General features: G+C 65.7%; 14 protein-coding genes and 1 pseudogene. 4 read left to right on the forward strand and 11 right to left on the reverse strand.

What is annotated here, in order from left to right:
* Positions 1–3 precede the first annotated feature (3 nt).
* Together MYXE_RS08290 and MYXE_RS08295 are read left to right on the forward strand one after the other, a co-directional pair.
* A complete protein-coding gene (locus MYXE_RS08290) occupies positions 4–1,347 on the forward strand; it encodes an aromatic ring-hydroxylating oxygenase subunit alpha (protein ID WP_085195490.1) in 1,344 nt (447 codons plus the stop codon).
* Entirely contained in the window at positions 1,344–3,038 is a 1,695-nt protein-coding gene (locus MYXE_RS08295) for an FAD-binding protein (RefSeq protein ID WP_085195492.1), read from the forward strand. The genes MYXE_RS08290 and MYXE_RS08295 overlap by 4 nt, the downstream gene beginning before the upstream one ends.
* Before the next feature lie 77 nt (positions 3,039–3,115).
* Here the strand turns inward: MYXE_RS08295 and MYXE_RS08300 are convergent, their stop codons facing one another.
* From MYXE_RS08300 to MYXE_RS08345, 10 genes and pseudogenes are all read right to left on the reverse strand, one after another.
* Positions 3,116–3,964 (reverse strand): enoyl-CoA hydratase-related protein, encoded by an 849-nt coding sequence (locus MYXE_RS08300; RefSeq protein ID WP_085195494.1) that lies wholly within the window; start codon positions 3,962–3,964, stop codon positions 3,116–3,118.
* Between the two features lie 81 nt (positions 3,965–4,045).
* A complete protein-coding gene (locus MYXE_RS08305) occupies positions 4,046–5,248 on the reverse strand; it encodes an amidohydrolase family protein (RefSeq protein WP_085195496.1) in 1,203 nt (400 codons plus the stop codon).
* A gap of 99 nt (positions 5,249–5,347) precedes the next feature.
* Positions 5,348–6,355 (reverse strand): hotdog fold thioesterase, encoded by a 1,008-nt coding sequence (locus MYXE_RS08310; protein ID WP_085195499.1) that lies wholly within the window; start codon positions 6,353–6,355, stop codon positions 5,348–5,350.
* A gap of 110 nt (positions 6,356–6,465) precedes the next feature.
* Positions 6,466–7,965, reverse strand: a complete 1,500-nt coding sequence (locus MYXE_RS08315) for a class I adenylate-forming enzyme family protein (RefSeq protein WP_085195501.1) — start codon at positions 7,963–7,965, stop codon at positions 6,466–6,468.
* The gene (locus MYXE_RS08320) at positions 7,962–8,900 is read right to left on the reverse strand and encodes an acyl-CoA dehydrogenase family protein (RefSeq protein ID WP_085195503.1); all 939 of its coding nucleotides are present in this window, start codon (positions 8,898–8,900) and stop codon (positions 7,962–7,964) included. Before MYXE_RS08320 ends, MYXE_RS08315 begins: the two co-directional genes overlap by 4 nt.
* Positions 8,897–10,054, reverse strand: coding sequence for an acyl-CoA dehydrogenase family protein (locus tag MYXE_RS08325; RefSeq protein ID WP_172468618.1), 1,158 nt, complete (start codon positions 10,052–10,054; stop codon positions 8,897–8,899). The genes MYXE_RS08320 and MYXE_RS08325 overlap by 4 nt, the downstream gene beginning before the upstream one ends.
* Positions 10,051–11,151, reverse strand: a complete 1,101-nt coding sequence (locus MYXE_RS08330) for an acyl-CoA dehydrogenase family protein (protein ID WP_039890211.1) — start codon at positions 11,149–11,151, stop codon at positions 10,051–10,053. Before MYXE_RS08330 ends, MYXE_RS08325 begins: the two co-directional genes overlap by 4 nt.
* 20 nt (positions 11,152–11,171) lie before the next feature.
* A pseudogene (locus MYXE_RS08335) lies at positions 11,172–12,238 on the reverse strand (acyl-CoA dehydrogenase family protein).
* Between the two features lie 44 nt (positions 12,239–12,282).
* Entirely contained in the window at positions 12,283–13,008 is a 726-nt protein-coding gene (locus MYXE_RS08340) for an SDR family oxidoreductase (RefSeq protein ID WP_003920962.1), read from the reverse strand.
* Positions 13,009–13,039: 31 nt separating this feature from the next.
* Entirely contained in the window at positions 13,040–13,861 is an 822-nt protein-coding gene (locus tag MYXE_RS08345) for a FadR/GntR family transcriptional regulator (RefSeq protein WP_003920963.1), read from the reverse strand.
* A gap of 96 nt (positions 13,862–13,957) precedes the next feature.
* Between MYXE_RS08345 and MYXE_RS08350 the strand changes: the two genes are divergently transcribed.
* Complete coding sequence (locus tag MYXE_RS08350; protein ID WP_172468619.1) at positions 13,958–16,345, forward strand: CaiB/BaiF CoA-transferase family protein; 2,388 nt, start codon at positions 13,958–13,960, stop codon at positions 16,343–16,345.
* Positions 16,346–16,360: 15 nt separating this feature from the next.
* Complete coding sequence (locus MYXE_RS08355; RefSeq protein WP_039890166.1) at positions 16,361–16,552, forward strand: ferredoxin; 192 nt, start codon at positions 16,361–16,363, stop codon at positions 16,550–16,552.
* Between the two features lie 3 nt (positions 16,553–16,555).
* On the opposite strand, the gene MYXE_RS08360 is transcribed toward MYXE_RS08355, so the two are convergent.
* A complete protein-coding gene (locus tag MYXE_RS08360; protein WP_085195509.1) occupies positions 16,556–17,794 on the reverse strand; it encodes a cytochrome P450 in 1,239 nt (412 codons plus the stop codon).
* Positions 17,795–17,936: the final 142 nt, after the last annotated feature.

A 17,936-nucleotide genomic window follows, 5' to 3' on the forward strand; every position in this document is an offset into this window, starting at 1 on the left:
GCCATGGTGACAACTAGTGACTGGACGCCGCTGCCGGTTCCGTGGGCAGTGCAGACGCCGGACCGAATTCCCAAGCAGCGGTATTACGACCCCGAGTTCTACGCGCTGGAAACCGAGCTGCTCTGGCCTCGTGTGTGGCAAATGGCGTGCCGGCTCGAGGAAATCCCTAAACCCGGCGACTTCGTCGAGTACGAGATCCTCGACGAATCGATCATCGTCGTGCGCCTCGACAGCCAAACGGTGCGCGCCTACCACAACGCATGTCGCCACCGCGGGGTAAAGATCGTGGAGGGCAACGGATCTCGTCGCAGTTTCGTCTGTCCATTCCACGGCTGGTGCTGGGGGCTCAATGGGGACAACACGTTTGTGCCGCGTGCGGAGGTCTTCGCTGAGCACAACCTGCGCCCCCAGGATCTGAACCTGGTCCCGGTGCGCTGCGAGCTGTGGGGCGGATGCGCGTGGATCAACCTCGACGACGACGCCCCCGCGTTACGTGACTGCCTGGAACCGTTCGCCTCTGTCTACGACGCCTGGAAGGTGGAGTCGCTGCGCACCGAGTGGTGGCAGTCGTGTCTGCTGCCGGTGAACTGGAAGGTGGCGACCGCGGCGTTCATGGAGGGCTACCACGTCCCGCAGACCCATCCCCAGCTGCTGCCCACTTCGAGCAACGGCTCGTCGTCAGGACGGGACCTGATCCAGAAGAGCCTGTACTTCATGCGCACGCTCGGTGAGGGCATGGGCGGCATGACCCACGAAAACGACATCCGCATCGCCGAGGGCCTGCAAAACATCGAATTGCCGGCCGACCCGAGCGCGGCAATGGCTACCTGGCGTAGCACGCTCAACGAGGCGGTCGTCGCTTGGCATCGGGCCCGGGGCTGCGAGATGCCCGATCTCAACGAACTCGACCGTCGCGGCATCACCGACGCGATCGGGTTCTGCTTTCCGCACTATTTCCTGCTGCCCACCTACAGCAGCGCCTCGTCATACCGGATTCGTCCGCTCGGGCCCGAGCAGACGCTGTTCGAGATCTGGTCGCTCACCCGAATCCCGCCGGACCGAGTGACCGGAAAGCCGACCCCGCCGCAACCAATGGCACCCGACGACCCGCGCTGGCCGCCGATTCCCGCGCAGGACTTTTCCAATCTGCCGCGGCAGCAGAAAGGACTGCACTCGCGCGGGTTCGAATATATGCGGCTGTCCAACCAGATCGAAGGACTGATCTCAAACTTCGAACGCGTCATCGACGGTTTTCTGGCCAGCCTCCCGTACGACACCCTGGTGCCAGCGATCCAGAAGACCAACACCACGATCGACGTGCCGATCGCGGACTTGGCGCTGCGATGACAGTCCGCTGGGATCGGTCCGTCGACCTGCTCATCACCGGAAGCGGTGGAGGAGGCATGGTCGCCGCGTTGACGGCGCTCGACTCCGGGCTGCAGCCGTTGGTTGTGGAAAAGCAAGGCCTCGTGGGTGGTTCGACGGGGCTCTCCGGGGGTATCGTCTGGCTGCCGAACAATCCGCTGATGCGGGCCGGGGGTATCGCGGACTCGCCCGAGGACGGGCTTGCTTACCTCGCCGACGTGGTCGGCGACATCGGTGTGGCGTCCTCGCCGGCGCGACGCGAAGTGTTTTTGACCGCCGGCTATGAGATGATGAACTTCCTGCTGCGTAAAGGTATTCGACTCGAACGGTGCGCGGGCTGGAGTGACTACTACCCGAACCACAAGGGCGGCAACGAGGCCGGCCGTGCGGTCGAGGGAATCCCATTCGACGCGGCTCGACTGGGTGAATGGAGCGACAAGGTTCAGCCGCCGCTGGCCCGCAACTACGGCTTTGTGGTGAAGACCAACGAACTGCGCTCCGTCCAGTACTTCAACCGTGCGCCGGGTGCGTTTGCCGTTGCGTTGCGGGTGTTCCTACGCACGCTTGCGGCGCGCACCCGCCGCCGCGACATACTGACCAACGGAGCATCGCTGATTGCACAGATGCTCAAGGTGCTGATCGACCTGAGCGACGGCGAGCCCCCGGTGTGGACGAACACCGCGATGGAAGACCTGGTAGTCGAGGGCGGCCGGGTCGTTGGCGTCCGTGTCATGCGCGACGGCTGCGCGCTAAACGTCGCGGCACGTAAGGGAGTTCTGTTGGCTGCCGGTGGATTTAGCCACAACGCCGACATGCGACGCCGATACAGCGGTGATCAGCCGAACGACGGGAAGTGGTCGATCGCCAACGCCGGCGACACCGGCGAGGTGCTGCAGGCCGCTATGCGTCTGGGCGCAAGGACCGATCTGTTGGACGAGGCGTGGTGGCTGCCTTCGGTTTTCATTGCCGACGGCGGTGCGGTGGCAGGGTCGTTGGGCGTAGGTCGGCAGCGTCCGGGCGCCATCTACGTCGATGCGACGGGCCGACGGTTCTGCAACGAGTCGAACTCCTATGTCGAAGTGGGCAAGGCGATGTACGCCAACAAGGCGGTGCCGTGCTGGATGGTTTTCGACCACGGTTACGTGCGCCGGTATGTGGCGGGCGCCAATCCCCTGAAACGGCGCTTGCCCGCCGAACTGATCGAACGCGGTGCCGTCAAACGCGGCGACACCCTCGATGACTTGGCCCGCCAAATCGAAGTCCCCGCAGATGGATTGGCGCACACCGTCGAGCGGTTCAACCGGTTCGCGGCCAAGGGACTCGACCCCGACTTTGGCCGCGGCCAGTCGGCGTACAACGACTGTCTGGGCGATCCCGGGTATCGCCCGAACGCTTCGATCGGCCCGCTGGACCGAGCACCGTACTACGCGGTTCAGGTCTATCCGGCTGACGTCGGCACCTGCGGAGGTGTGGTCACCAACGAGCACGCGCAGGTTCTCGACGAGCAAGACCGGGTGATCGCCGGTCTTTACGCGACCGGTAATACCACCGCGACCGTGATGGGCCGAACCTATCCGGGCGCCGGCGCGAGCATCGCCAATTCGATGGTGTTCGGCTACGTCGCGGCCCGACACGCCGCTGGACGCCGGGTCGCCGGTGAGATGAGCCGTTGACCGGGCGAGCAGACGCAAAATCCCCCAATTTCGCAACGAAATTGGGGATTTTGCGTCTGCTCCCCCTACTGCTCCCCCTACTGATCGCCCTGCTGGCTGTCGTCGCGGGCGACGAAATCCCGAGGCTTCAGGCCCGATCGCAGCAGCTCGGCTCGCCGGGCCTGAACGTCCGACGCCGCGCCGACCATGTTCGTCAATATGTGGCTGACCTGCAGGTGCACACGCATGCCCATCAATTCCCAGGCCCGCTTCACGTTGTTCTTGACGGCCATCAACGTCGTCAACGGAATTTGGGCGATCCGGCGGGCCATGTCCTCGACCGTGTCCTCGAGATCGTCTCGCGGCACTACCTTGTTAAGCAGGCCCCACTCAAGCGCCTGCTGAGCAGACAGCGTGGGCGCCAACAAAAGCCAATCCATGACCCGGTGCCAGTTCATCATCAGCCACGGCTCGATCATGGTGTGCCCGCCCGGCTCGCCGAGGCTTTGGGCAAGCGGCATCTGGAAATAGGCGTCCTCGGATGCCACGCAGAAATCGGTCAGCAGGCCCAAATAGATGCCACCGCCCATGCAATACCCGTGGATCTGCGAGATCGTGGGTTTGGGAAACTCCCACAGATACAGCGTCGGCCACAAAAACAGATCAGCGGTGCCCTTGTATAGCTCCTCGAAGGTCGTGCCGAACTCAGGGTAGGGGTTCTCGTCGGGACCCCACCGGGCCACATGTCCGCCACAGAAGCCCTCGCCATTGGCCTTGAGGATCACGACTTTGATCTCGCCGTCGCGGTCTGCCTGGTGCAGGCAATCGTCGACTTCGCGCACCAGGGTCGAGTCTTTGGTGTTGGCCTTGTCGACGCGGTTGAGGATTATCCGGGCGATCGGCGGATCCCGTTGGTAGATGACCGCGTTGAGGGTGCGCTGCTCCATGCCGGTGACGATATTGGCGAGCAGACGCAGACTCGCACTGTTTCAGCACAAAACGTGCGATTCTGCGTCTGCTCGGCGGTGTTAGGCGCTGACTTGTTTGGCCGGCTGCGAGACCTTCATCAACTTCATCAGGTTGCCGCCCATGATCTTCTCTACGTCTTCTTGATCCAGGCCGGAGAGCTCGTCGACGAAGGTCAGCGGGTCAGCCAATCCCTCAGGGTGCGGCCAGTCCGAGCCGAACACCACCCGGTCAGACCCCACCATCTTGACGATGTCGACGAAGTTGTCCTCCCAGAACGGGCTGATGTAGATGCAGCGCTTGAACGCCTCGATCGGGTCTTCGGCGAACGCGTTCGGCATCTTCTTGTAGACGCCTTTCAGGCCCTTGAACAAATGCGGCACCCACTCCGCGCCGTTTTCGATCGACAGGATCCGCAGCTCCGGGTTGCGTGACAGCGCGCCGTGGCAAACCAACGCACCCATCGCGTCCTCGATCGGCCGATGACCCATCGCCAGGCTCCGGAATGCAGTGGGCTTAAACGGCAGGAACTCGTCGCCGGGCTCCCAGGCGTTGAGGAAGTCGGCGTAGCCGCTGTCGGAGGCGTGCATCGACACCGGGATGCCGGCTTTGATGCAGGCCTGCCAGAACGGGTCGAACTCCTCGAAACCGAACGAGCGGCTGCCGCGGTAGCCGGGCACCGGCGCCGGGCGGACCAGCACGGTGCGCGCACCGCGCTCCAGGCACCATTCGAGTTCTTCGAGAGCGCGGTCGACGATCGGCAACGTGATCACGGGGGTCGCGAAGATGCGCTCCTTGTAGTTGAACGACCAGGTTTCATACATCCACTGATTGAGCGCGTGGATGACGTCGTGCGTCAGCTCCGGGTCGTCCTTCATCCGCTCTTCGACCAGGCTGGCCAGGGTGGGGAACATCAGCGCATAGTCGACGCCGAGCTCGTCCATCACCTCCAGCCGCGGCCCTGGCTCGCGGAAGGCGGGGATCGCCTTCATCGGCTCGCCCATGATCTCGCGGTAGCTCTTGCCCCCGCTGCCGTGGCGGAAGTATTCCTCCTGCGCTCCCGGGCGGGCCACCACCTCGAAGGTCGGGTTGGGGATGTAGTCGCTGATGTGGCCGCGCACCACGATCTTGGTGCGGCCGCGCACCTGCACGTAGTCGATCACGTGCTTGCGGTGGTCCGGCAGGAACTTGGTCAGCGCCTCCTGGGTTTCGTACATGTGGTTGTCGGCGTCGAACACCGGAAACGGCAGTTCGCGGGACGGCATGGCGACCTCCTTGTAGTGGGTCTTACATGGTCACGGGCAGGTCTGGTAATGACGTTACCACTCGGCGCGGCGTGACGTAATAGGTACCCGGAATATTCATCAGGGCTCCTTGTCGTCGCGTTCGATGACGGCAAAGTTCACTGTGGCCGTGGCCGCGAGCTCGTCGTCGACGCTGCGGAAGATGTCGACCTGCGTGACGAGGGAACGCCGACCGGCCCGCAGGATCCGCGGAACCGCTCGAGCAAAGCCCTCGCGGACCGGCCGCAGATAGCGAACGAAAAGGTCGGCGGTGGTGAAGCGGGTGCCCGGCGGCAAATGCCGAAGCCCGAGCTGGCCCGCGGCCACGTCGGCCAACGTGGCGATCAGTCCGCCCTGCAGCGCACCCGAGGTGTTGACCACTTGTGGACGCACCGGTATCTCCATGGCGTCGTCGGGGTGGGCGGCGTCTCGGATGCCGATCTGAGCAAACAGCTCGGACAGTGACGGCGACGCCGACTCGGTGTCACCTTGGCCCGCGCCTAAGGCGCGCATGCAAAAGTCGTAGAGTTGGCCGGCGTCGATCGGGATCCCGTTCAATTCGGCGCCCAGCCAGTGCAGCCGAAGCGCGCCCAGCAAGGTCTGCATGACGATGGCCGATGCGGCTCCCACGTCGAGGCCGGGCCGAAATACTCCTTCGATGATGCCGCGGTCGACGATGTCGCGGATGAGTTGGTGCAGCGGCGAGAGAACGCGGGCGTAGTCGCGGGGCCGGGTCTCGGCCAGCTGCTGGTTGTACAGGGTCAAGGCCCGGTTGAGGCTGTCCTGGGTGCTCGATTCCGGTTGTGCGCTGATGCGGTCGATCACCAGCTTGAGCGCGGCGCTGGCGTCCATCCCGGTGGTTTCGGTGCGCCAGGCCTGCGCCGACTGAGCCATGGTCCTGTCGAACAGCGCCAGCAATAGGTCGTCCTTGCTGCTGAAATGCTGGTAGAACGCGCGCAGCGACGTCTTGGCACGCGCGACGATTTCTTGCACGGTGAAGTCGGTGCGTCCGGTTTCCCCCAGGATCGTGACCGCAGTCTTGATGAAGCGTTCTCCGCGGGTTATTTCGGCTTCGTCCGGGGCGGCCATCGGTGTGTCTCCTCATTGGTGTCCGCGTCTGACGGCTGCTTTGAGAATGAGGTTACCGCGTTGGCCACGGTGCGTGTGCAGCAGATGTCGGCACCAGCGGAACGCCCTGCTTATCCACCCCTGGCTTGGACCATCGTGGATCGGTTGACCTTTGTCGCCGCAGTTCGGGGGATCTGGTCGACGAACTCGACGGTCTTGGGCACTTTGTAGCCAGCAAGTCGGCTCTTGGCGTAGTCGATCACCTGCTGCTCGGTCAGCGCAGCCGAATCGGCTGGCTGGACCACGGCGTGGACTCGGCGTCCCCACTGCGGGTCGGAGAGTCCGATGACCACGACGTCGGCGATGTCGGGGTGCTCGGCAAGGGCGCACTCCACCTCTGCCGGGAAAACATTCGCGCCGCCCGTGATGATCATGTCGGCGCGACGGTCGGCGATGTAGAGATAGCCGTCTGCGTCCAAATGGCCGATATCCCCGGCAGAACGAAATCCGTCCGGGGTCGACGGTAGGGGCGGTGCGCCGCCCAGATAGCGGTACCCGGCGCTCATCGGCGCGCGCAGATAGACCTCGCCTTGCTGTCCGGGGCCAAGCTGTTTGCCCCGTTCGTCGAGGATGCGGATCTCGGTGCCCCGGAATCCGCGGCCCACGCTGCCCGGATGCGCCAGCCACTCGTCGCCGCGCAGCGCGGTGAGCCCGAGATTCTCCGTCATCCCGTAGGCCATCAAGATCCGCTCAGGGCTGAGCAGCTCGAACCACGTGTGCAGCAGCGCGGGCGGCATCACCGCGGCGCCCTGCAAAATCCATGCGACGCTGGAGAAATCGCGTCGGCGGATATCGGGCAGTGCGGCGATGCGTGCCAGCATCGTTGGCGTGGCGGTGAAGTTAGTGACCCGGTATCGTTCGATCGAGTCGACAACTGTTGCGGCGTCAAACTTTTCCAGGACCACCAGGCGGTCACCGCCCAGCAGGTTATTGAGCGGGGCGAAGCCGTTGGTGTGATACATCGGGCCGGGCACCAGAATCGTCTGCGGCTGAGGCACCGCCATCCAGTGGGCCATGAACGGCACGCTGTGCTCGGGCGTCCACAGCGCCCGCGCCAGGTTGAGAATCACCTTGGGCAGGCCGGTCGAGCCGCTGCTGCATATCCCGTTGACCATGGGGGAGACCACATCCGGTAGCGGGCGGTCGGATTCCCGGGCCGCGCGCGACGCCAGCACCGAGCTGTGCTGCTCGTCGACGAGGACGACGGGGTCGATCACCTTGAGCACTCGCGAACGCTCCCAGTCGGGCAGATCCCAGCGCATCGGAACGGGGACGGCCCCAATCTTCCAACACCCCAGCGCAGCCAAGACCAATTCCTCTGAATTCGGGATCGCCAGCGCCACAAGCGAACCCATCTCCGCACCAGCCGCGGCCAGGGCTCGGCCCCACTGATTGGCGCGAGCGTCGAGTTCACCGAAGCTCATGGCGTGTGTGCGGCCGTCGGGCGCTACCGTGACCACAGCCCGCTCGTCGACGGATTGCTCCGCGAGTTGGCGCAGCCGGGTCCCGAACGGAATCCCGTCATGCTCCTGGCCGGGGGCAACCCCGGCGGCGATCGGGCCGACGCTCACGGTGTGGCCACCGGTTGGTTGAACAGCGTTTCCAGCCGCCCGTCGCGCACGTCCGGTACCAGCCGCAAAGCGAGTTCCTCGGCGCCTGCTGGCAGCCGGATCAGCGGTTGGGTGTGGCGGTCGATGACGCTGACGTCGGATTCGTCGCAGAAACCCAGCGCACCGAGCAGCTGGTGCGACGTGCGCAGCACGTGGCGTGCGGTTTCGACGGCCTTGAGCCGAAGAACCAGGGTATCCGCCGAAAAAGCCTGAGGTCGCGCTGATTCCGATCGCCACGCGGTGTACTTGGCCAGTTCCTCAAGCCCGCGTACCGCCACGGCCGCTTCCGCGACGGCGAACCGGACGGCCTGAAAGTCCGCCAGGGGTTTGCCGAACTGGATGCGGGTGTTGACGTGTTCGGTGACGATCTGCAGTGACCGCTGCACCGCGCCGAGAATCCGCCACGACCCCAGCAGCAGGTGCAGCGAGACGTGGGCGGCCGGCACCGTCCCATCCGGTGGGCTCAGCGTGACCGGCACCAGAAACGGCCCCAGCTTGGCATTGGTCCTCGATGACAGCTGCACGCGGTAGCGGTTGGCGTCGAGGTCGGCGGCGACCCAGTCGCCCGGCAGGTCTCCGTGGTCGATGCGCGGGCCCTTGGGATTCACCAGAGCCAGCCGCGCGCCGTCGATCGAAAGCAGTTCTTCGACAAGCGGATAGGGCAGCGCGGAAGCGCCGGCGGCCTGGCACAGCACCGCGCCGGCAAGCAGGTCGTCCAACGAGGAGCGGACATCGAGGTCGAACGCGCCGAGGTCGACCAGCGCGCGCCGAGCCTCTTGGCGGACGTCGTCGTCGGTCTCGGCCCGCAACGCGGCCTGCGGCCCGCCCAGTCGCGCGAGCCGTTTGGCAGCGACTGCGGCGAACTCGGAAATATCTTTTGGCAGCGTGGTATTCACCGATGCTCTCCCAAGACGTCGCGGGCCACGAGCATTTTCTGCACCTCGATGGTTCCCGATGCCACGGTCGCCGCTTGCGCGTAGCGCCAGTGGTCTTCGACCGCACCATGCAAAACCGCCGAGTAGCCGCTGTCCAGCGCAACCGGACCCAGGGCATCGAACAGCAGCTCGGCGACCTGTTGATCGCAGGTGGTGGCCGCGATGCGGGCCGCGCTGGCGGCCGCCCCAGCCGACGGGTCATCTTGCAGCGACACCGCTCGGTAGGCCAGCAGCCTGGCAACCCGCAAATCGACCAACGCCCGCACCCAGCGGCTACGGATCGATTCGGGCAGGGCGTCCCAGTCATCGCCGAGCTCAGTGCGCATCCGCTCCAGCAGCGACTCACACCGCGCGTAGCGGGCGATGCCGACGCGCTCGAATGCCAGCGCTTCGCGCATCACCCGCCAGCCGTCGCCGACCTCGCCGAGCACATCTTCGGGAAACGCCTGCACCCCGTCGAGGAACATCTCGTTGAGGTGATGCGGGCCAAGCATCGACCGGATCGGCCGCACCGTGATCCCCGGTCGGTCCATCGGAATGAGAAACAGCGTAAGCCGCCGTGATTTGGGTGCATCCGGGTCGGTGCACGCGGCCAGCACACACCATGAGGCCATCTGCGCATACGACGTCCACACCTTTTGACCGGTGATGCGCCACCCGTCGCCGTCGGGAACCGCGCGGGTACGCAGCGATGCCAGGTCGGTTCCCGCTTCCGGTTCGGAAAACCCTTGGCACCAGATCACTTCGCCGGACGCGATCGCCGACAGATGTTGCGCTTTCTGTTCCGGGGTGCCATAGCGCATCACCGCCGGGCCGACCCAGTTGATCCCCATGTACTGTGCGCCGCGCGGTTCATGATGGGCCCACATCTCTTCCCGCAGCACGGTCTGCTGCCAGATCGATCCTCCTGCGCCGCCGTGCTCTTTCGGCCAGGCCAGTGCGAGCAGGCCTTCGGAAGCCAGAAGTTTGCAGAAGGACTCGGTGGTGGCAAGGTCTTCCGGGTCGTCGGTGCACGCGCCCAGGAAGCCTTCCGGGATATGGGTGGCTATCAGCTGCCGCAATCGTTTTCGCAATTCGCCGGCGTCGGCGCCGAGGTCGTAGTCCATTGTCGTCATCCCTTCGGCAGTCCGAGCAGCCGCTCGCCGATGATGTTGCGCTGGATCTCCGACGTGCCGCCGTAGATGGTCGCGGCCAGCGCGTCCTGACGTTCGAACAGCAAGTCTGGGTCGCAGCTGGACTGTGGGCCAGCCGCAGTCGCGTTGAGTTCCCAAACACGTTGCAGCGTAACCGATCCTAGCAGCTTAAGGATGTCTGCTTCCGGGCTGGGCCGGCCATTGAGTTCGTCGTGCAGTGCCCGGTATCCGGTGGCCCGCAGCGCTTCGGCGTCGGCGAGCAGCGTGCCCAGTTCGGCGTAGAGGTCCTCGCCGTCCGGCACGAGCGGGCGGGTTTGGCGAATCGAGTCGAGGCCGCGCTGGATTTCCACCCAGTTCATGATCCAGATCATCTGGCGTTCGTGGTGCAGTGACGACAAGGCGACGTGCCAGCCGCCGTCCAGCGGACCCAGCAGGTTGGCCACCGGCACCTCGACGTCGTCGAGAAACATCTCGCAGAACGTCTCGTCGGAGATCGACGCCATCCGAATGGGTTTGACGGTCACTCCGGGCGACTGCAGGTCAAGGATCAGGCAGGAAATGCCGCGATGTTTGGGTGCGGCCGGATCGGTGCGGGCGTACAGCGTGCACCACCGCGAGAGATGTGCTTGCGTGGTCCAGATCTTGCGGCCGTTGACCCGGAACACGTCACCGTGACGCTCGGCGCGGGTGCGCAAGCCGGCGAAGTCCGACCCGGCTTCGGGCTCGGACATGCCCAGTGCCCACCATTCGTCGCCGCGCAGCAGCGGTACGAGCAGCCGGTCGATCTGCTCTGTGGTACCGAACTGGCGGATCGCGGGAGCAACGACGTTGGGCCCGGCGATGTTGGGCAGTTTGGGGGCCGAGCGCATCGCCGCCTCGAGCCGGATTTCCATCGCCTCCCGCAAACCCAGCGATCGTCCGCCGTGCTCGCGCGGCCAGGTCGGCTGCAGCCATCCGGCCTCGAAGGCGGCGCGCTGGTAGTCGCGGCGCAGCGTGAGGTCCCAACGGTAATCCCGGTAGCGCTCGTAGTAGTCACGCGGCAAGAAGTCGGTCAGCCAGGCGGCGAACTCGCTGACTATTTCCGGTGTCGCGGTCGTTGTCACGTTGTGCTCCTGGCGAACCGGCGGCCGACTGCGTGGTAAAGCGCACGACTATCGCCCAGCGCCGCCGCGCGTTGCCATGCGTGCCGCAGGTACAGATGAATGTCGTGCTCCCAGGTCTGCGCGATTGCGCCGTGCACCTGTACCGCGGTGCGTGCACAGCTCAGTGCCGCGTCGCCGCCGCCGCCTTGGCCAGCGCCGCGGCGGTCCAGCCATCGGCGGCGGTGGTGGAGGGATCGTCGAGGCGTGCCGCCGCCAAATAGGTCAGGCTGCGGGCACGCTCCACACTGACGTAGTTGTCGGCCAGCGCGTGCTTGACCCCTTGAAAGGCGCCGATCGGCTTGCCGAATTGCTGGCGCGACTTCGCATGCTCGACTGAACGCGCCAGCGCGGCACTGGCTACGCCGACGAGGTCGGCAGCCGCCGCGAGAAGCGCTGGCGCTAAAGCCGTTTCGAGGTCGACCGGGGCCCTAATCACCGGCTCGAGGTCGATCGTGACGTCGGCCAGCGGCTGGGCGGGATCGGTGCAGTCGGTCGGCTGCGTGCTGATGCCGCAGCCGTTGCGCGCGACCGCGGCCACCACGCCATCGCCGGCGGCGGCCAAGGTGACGATCAACTCGGCGCGCGAAACATCTGCCACCGCGACGGCACGTCCTCGCAGCCGCCCACTCTGCAGTGTCATCGGCACGCCGGGCAGCCGCTGTCCCGGCGGGTGCACAGCGAGCGTAGCCACGACGCCGCCGGCGATTTCAGTCAACGGTCCCTCGCCTGCCGGACCGCACGCCCCCAACACGCCCGCCGCCAGACCGACGCTGCTGAGCAGCGGAACCGGAGCAATCGCGGCACCGCATTGCTCCAACACCACAACGCGCTCGACGATGCCGAAATCCCCGCCGGGCGTAGCGAGCTCCGTCCAGCCCAAGTCGACGATGGTCTTCCACAGCGTGCACCAGTACTCGGGATCGGTCAAAGCCTGGCGGGCGACGTCGGGCGGGCACTCGGTGCGCAGAATGTCGCGCACGCTGTCGCGCAGCGCGAGTTGCTCAGCAGTCAGCCCGACATCCATACAGCCCCTAACATCATAAAAATAGTAAACTAGCGATACGGGCGTCAATCTGTGTGGCGTGCCGCCGCGCGTCGGCGAGCCTCGGTCGGCACGATCGGCGGCCGAGCGAAGGGGCCGCGCCGCACCGCCTGCAGCCGGATTTCCGGCAGGTCCACCGACGGGTCCACGGTGTCTAGCCACGCGACGGCCTCGGCGACATCGGAGACCTGGATCGCGTGCATCTCGAACGGAACGTCTTGCAGCATCTCGGTTTCCACCGGTCCCGGCGTCACAATATGGACCGCGATGCCGTCGCGGTCGACCTCCAGCGCCAGCGCGCGGGCGAATGCGTTCATACCGGCCTTCGACGCCGAGTAGGCGGTGCGCGCCATCATCGGCTCGTGCGCCGCGGAGGACGAAATGAATACCAGCCGCGAGCCTGCCTGCATTCGGGGCAGGACCGCCGACGTCACCACGAAGCAGGAATCCAGGTTGGCGGATATGATCGCCCGCCACTGCTCGACTGTCTGCTTGCGCGCGTAGGTTCCGCCCAGGACTCCCGCCGCATGCACGACGAGATCGATGGTCTCCAATGTGGCTATCGCGCTGGGAAATGCCACGGGATCGGACGCGTCGGCCACGAGGTAGCGGGCACCGATCTCGTCGGCCGCGGCCCGCAACGGTTCCTCGCGGCGTGCGCAGAGCACCACGTCGTAGCCGAGGTCGCACAGCTTTCGTGCGCATGCCTTGCCGATTCCACCGCTGCCGCCGGTGACCAATGCGGTTCTCACGGGTTGGCTTCGTTGCACCGGGGTCTTCGAGCTACAGGCGGCGGGCATCCCGCGGCCGGGACAGGGCCTGCGGCGACAGCGCATAGATCCGCTGATCGGGCCGACCGGCCAACACATGGGTCTGGGTGTCGGCGAGGTGGCGGGCCGCGATGCGCCGCGCGCGGTCGACGTCGCCCGCCTCGATCATCTCGGTCAGCTTGATGTGCGTGTTGAGCACCGCGCGACGATTGGCCAGCGACGGGTAGGTGCCGCGGGCCGCGCTCTCGTCGGCCCACTGCTGCTCGTGGCTGGTCCACAGCGTTTCCAGCGTGCCGACCACTGCGATGATGGTCTTGTTTCCGCACCCACGGACGAGCGCGTCGTGGAATTGGCGGCCGATTTCGGTGAATTGACGACCGTCGTCGAGATGCGCGGCCATTGCATCGTTGATCTGCTTGAGCTCGGGTACGAGCGTGTCGGCCCGGTCAGGTCGCTGGGCGGCCAGCGCCGCGCACGCGGGTTCGAGTTCCCGCAGTGCGGCACCCAGATCGGCGACCCCGACGTATTCGCTTTGCAGCAGCAGCCCGAGCATGTAGGCGGCACTGGTCTTCGCCGGCGCGTGTACGACGGCACCACCCCGGTTGCCGCGCCGAACCGACACCAGCCCCTCGGTCTCCAAGATCCGCAACGCTTCCCGCAGGGACACGAGGCTCACATTGAATTGCTCGACAAGCACTTCTTGGCGCGGCAATAGATCACCGTCGGCCAGTTCGCCGTCGATGATCTGGCGCCGCAACTCGTCTGCGACGATCTCGGCGATCCGTGGCGCAGACAACCGACGGCGCGCCTCCGGGCCGACTCCCAGCGTGGTCATCCGATCCTCGCAGCGTTTACACTGAAAAAAGACGGGCGCGGTCTGCACTGACCGCGCATAAATTTCTATCTTAGCAGTAATGGCACAATAGCCAGGGTGAGCGAGGCGCTGGACGGCCGACCGACACCGCTTGACGACTTGCGGGTCCTCGAGATCAGCGACCGGATCGCCGGTAGCTACTGCGGGAAGCTTCTGGTCGATGCCGGCGCGGAAGTGCGGAAAATCGAACCGCCACAAGGTGATCCGCTGCGCAGTTTCACCGCTAGCCGGTCGGCGGTGCCAGAAACTGCGGACGCACCACTGTTCAGCTACCTCAACGCCGGGAAACGCAGCCTGAGGACCTCGCCGGATTCCGAGCGATGCCGCGCCGAACTCGCCGCCGCCGACATCGTGGTGGTCACTGCCACCCGGTCACAAGCAGCGCAGCTCGGCATCAATCCCCAGCAGTTGCTGGCGGACTCGCCGCAGGTTGTCGTCGTGACGATCTCCGACTTCGGCTGGGCGGGCCCCTACGCCGAGCGCGCCGCAAGCGAGTTCACGCTGCAGGCCTGGGCTGGTTCGACCGGTTTTCGCGGCGACCCTGCCGGACCGCCCATCGCGATCGGCGGCGACTTGGGGGAATACATGGGCGGCGCGCTCGCCGCATTCGGCGCGTTGGCAGTGCGCCGCCGTGTCGAGCGCGGCGGTGCGGGTGAGCACCTCGACATGTCCATGCTCGAAGCGATCACGCTGATGCAAAGCAGCGAATGGCTGCACTCACAGCTGCTGCGGGTGCCGCCGGTCACCCGCACCATCGAAGTGCCCTCCATCGAGCCGGCCAAGGACGGCTACGTCGGGATCACCATGGTTACCGGTCAACAGTGGCTCGACTTCGCCGCGATGGTCGACTGCCCGCAATTGACCGAGATCCCGCAGCTGCGTTTCCAGATCGGCCGGTGGGAATACCGCGACCTCATTCGTGAGCTCATCGGTCCCTGGTTGGCCGAACGCACCGTCGAGGAGATCGTCGAACTCGGGCAGTTGTTCCGCTTGCCGATCGCGCCGCTGGGCAACGGCTCGACGATCCGCGAGATGGCCTACATGCGCGAGCGCGGCGTCTTCGTGAGCAACCCCGCCGGCTTCCACCAGCCGCGACCGCCGTGGCTTATGTCGCGGTGCCGGCCGGCGCCGTTGCGTCGTGCACCCACCCTCGGGGAAGCCGACGACGAGGCACCCTGGCAACCAAGGAAATTCGCGGGTAACGCCTCGGATCGCCGGTTGCCGCTGGAAGGTGTCCGCGTTGTCGATCTGACCGCGTTTTGGGCCGGCCCGGCCGCGACCCACCTGCTGGCCGCGTTCGGCGCGGACGTGGTCAAGGTGGAGTCGATCCAGCGTCCCGACGGCATCCGCTATTCGGGGGGCATGCGCACCGACGTCGAGGACTGGTGGGAATACGGCTGGGTTTTCCACGCCATGAACACCAACAAGCGTTCGGTGACACTGGATTTGGGATCTGATGACGGCAAGCGGCTGTTCATGACATTGGTGGCCGGCGCCGACGCGGTGATCGAGAACTTTTCGCCGCGGGTAATGGACCACTTCGGGTTGACCGCAGACACCCTGCTAGCGGTCAACCCCAAGCTGGTAGTGGCCCGCATGCCCGCATTCGGTCTGGACGGTCCGTGGCGCGACCGTGTCGGGTTTGCCCCGACCATGGAGCAGATCGCCGGGCTCGCCTGGGTGACCGGCTTGCCGGACGGTCCGCCCGTCGCACCACGAGGAGCGTGCGATCCGCTGGCGGGGGTACACGCCGCGTTCGCGGTGCTGGCCGCGCTGCACTACGCCTACGACACTGGGCTGGGCCAGCTGGTCGAATTGCCGATGATCGAGACGGTGCTCAACGCCACCGCCATCCAGCCGATGGAATTCGAGGTCTTCGGGGTGACGCTGAGCCGTCAAGGCAACCGCGGGCATGGGCAGGCCTTGCAGAACCTCTATCGGTGCGCCGGGGATGACGACTGGATCGCCGTCACCGTGGCTACCGATAACCAGTGGCGCGCGCTGGTCGAGTTGATGGGCCGACCGTCGTGGTGCGATGACCCGGCGCTGGCGACCGTGGCCGGGCGGCGCGCGCGCGCCGACGACATCGATCGCCGGCTACAGGACTGGTTCGCCAGCCAGGATCTGGGTCTCGCGGTGGAACGCTTGGCCGAGGGGGGCATTCCTGCCGCGCCCGTCGTGTCGCCATCGTTGGTGACGGAGAACGTGCAATTACGCGACCGCGGATTCTTCGAATTGCTCGAGCACCCGCGCACCGGGCCAGGGTGGTATCCGCGTCCGCCGTTCGCGCCGCTGGCCGGCCGGATCCGGTGGTTGCTGCGCCCGCCGCCCACCCTCGGGGAGCACAATGAAGAGGTGCTGAGCGATCAGTGCGGGCTTAGCAAGGCAGATCTGGAGCGGCTGACAGCGAGCGGGGTGATCGGAACCCGACCCAAGGGCGCTTGAGACAAGGAGGTTTCGATGCGGGTGGTTGTGGACGAAACATTGTGTGAAGCCAACGGATTCTGCGAATCACTGGCCCCGGACATTTTCCGGCTTGGCGACGCCGAAGTGGTGCAGATCGCTGACGGTCCGGTCCCGCAGGACCGCGAGATCGACGTCCGCGCCGCCGTCGACCAGTGCCCGAAGGCGGCGCTACGGATCGTCGACTGAGGACTAGCGAGCGGTGAGCGAGATCGCCATCTCGTCGTAGATCTGCATATTGGTGACCAAGTTGGGGTGGGCCACCTTGGGTGGTCCAACGGCGATGTTGTCGCAGCGCAACAGCAGCTCGTCGAGCACAGCGCGCAGCTCCGCGCGCGCCAGCATGGCGCCCAGGCAATGGTGCGGCCCACCACCGCCGAATGCCACGTGCGGGTTGGGCTGACGGCCGATGTCGAACCTGAACGGGTCGTCGAACACCTCTTCGTCGCGGTTTGCCGAGCGCAGCATCGACACCACCCGGTCGCCCTTGGGGATGTGCTGGCCGTCCATTTCGACGTCGACCTTGGCGGTGCGGGTCCAGTATGCCACCGGGGTCGCCCAGCGCAGCACCTCTTCAACCGCGGAGGGACGCAACGCCTCCTCGTCGCGGTAGCGCTCGATCTGTTCGGGATTCGCGACGAACGCCTGAAGACCGGACGCGAGGGCGTTCTTGGTGGTATCGCTGCCAGCGAAGGCCAGCACGAAGAAGAAAATCTCGAGCTCATTAGTCGGTAGGCGGAACTTTTCACCGTCGTCGCCGGTGATCTCGGCGGTGGCCAGCGTGCTCCAGATGTCGTCGGCGGGCTCGCGCCGCTTCTGGGCAGTGAGCTCCAGCGCATACCCGAAAACGGTGGAGTAGAGTTCGGCTTCGTCTTGTTCGCTGAGCCGGCCTTGTGGTGCGCGCGCAGTCAGGATGCGGTCGAAGGCGGTGAAGATCCGCGGCCGATCGCGCTCCGGGATACCGATGATGTCGCCGATGACACTCATGGGTAGCTGGTCGGCGACGTCGGTGATCCAGTCGCCGCCACCTTGACTGATGAGGTGGTCGATCATCCGCTTGGCACGCGCCCGGATGCCGTCCTCCAGCTTGGCGATCGCCCGCGGGTTGAACGCACTCGAGATGAGTTTGCGCCGCCTGTTCAACTCGGGCGGATCCATGTCGATGATCGTCGGGTAGGACAGGAACGAGTCGATGGGCTGGATTAGGGGGCCGTCCACTGCGGTGAACGAGTCGGGGTCACGGTGAAGACGCACGGCGTGCCGATGCTTGGTGGTTATCCAGAAATCACGCTGGACACCGGTCTTGGCGACGCCGGGGGTGCGGTCGTGGCGAAACAGCGGCCTGGTGCGCCGCAGCTCGGCGAACAAACCGTCGGGAAAACCGTTGCGCCACAAGTCTAAATCGGAAAGATCCACTGCCGCGGTCGTCATAAGCAACCTCGATTCGCCGGGAGCGGGGCGGGGCCCTCGCAGACCCCACCGTACCGCCATGCGTTGACGTTCAATGCCTAAAATAGTAAAAATACAGGCGAGCGAAGCGTGATCCTGCCGCTCGGCCGCGTGGGAAACGGAG

This window comes from Mycobacterium xenopi, assembly GCF_009936235.1.
Lineage (GTDB): Bacteria > Actinomycetota > Actinomycetes > Mycobacteriales > Mycobacteriaceae > Mycobacterium > Mycobacterium xenopi.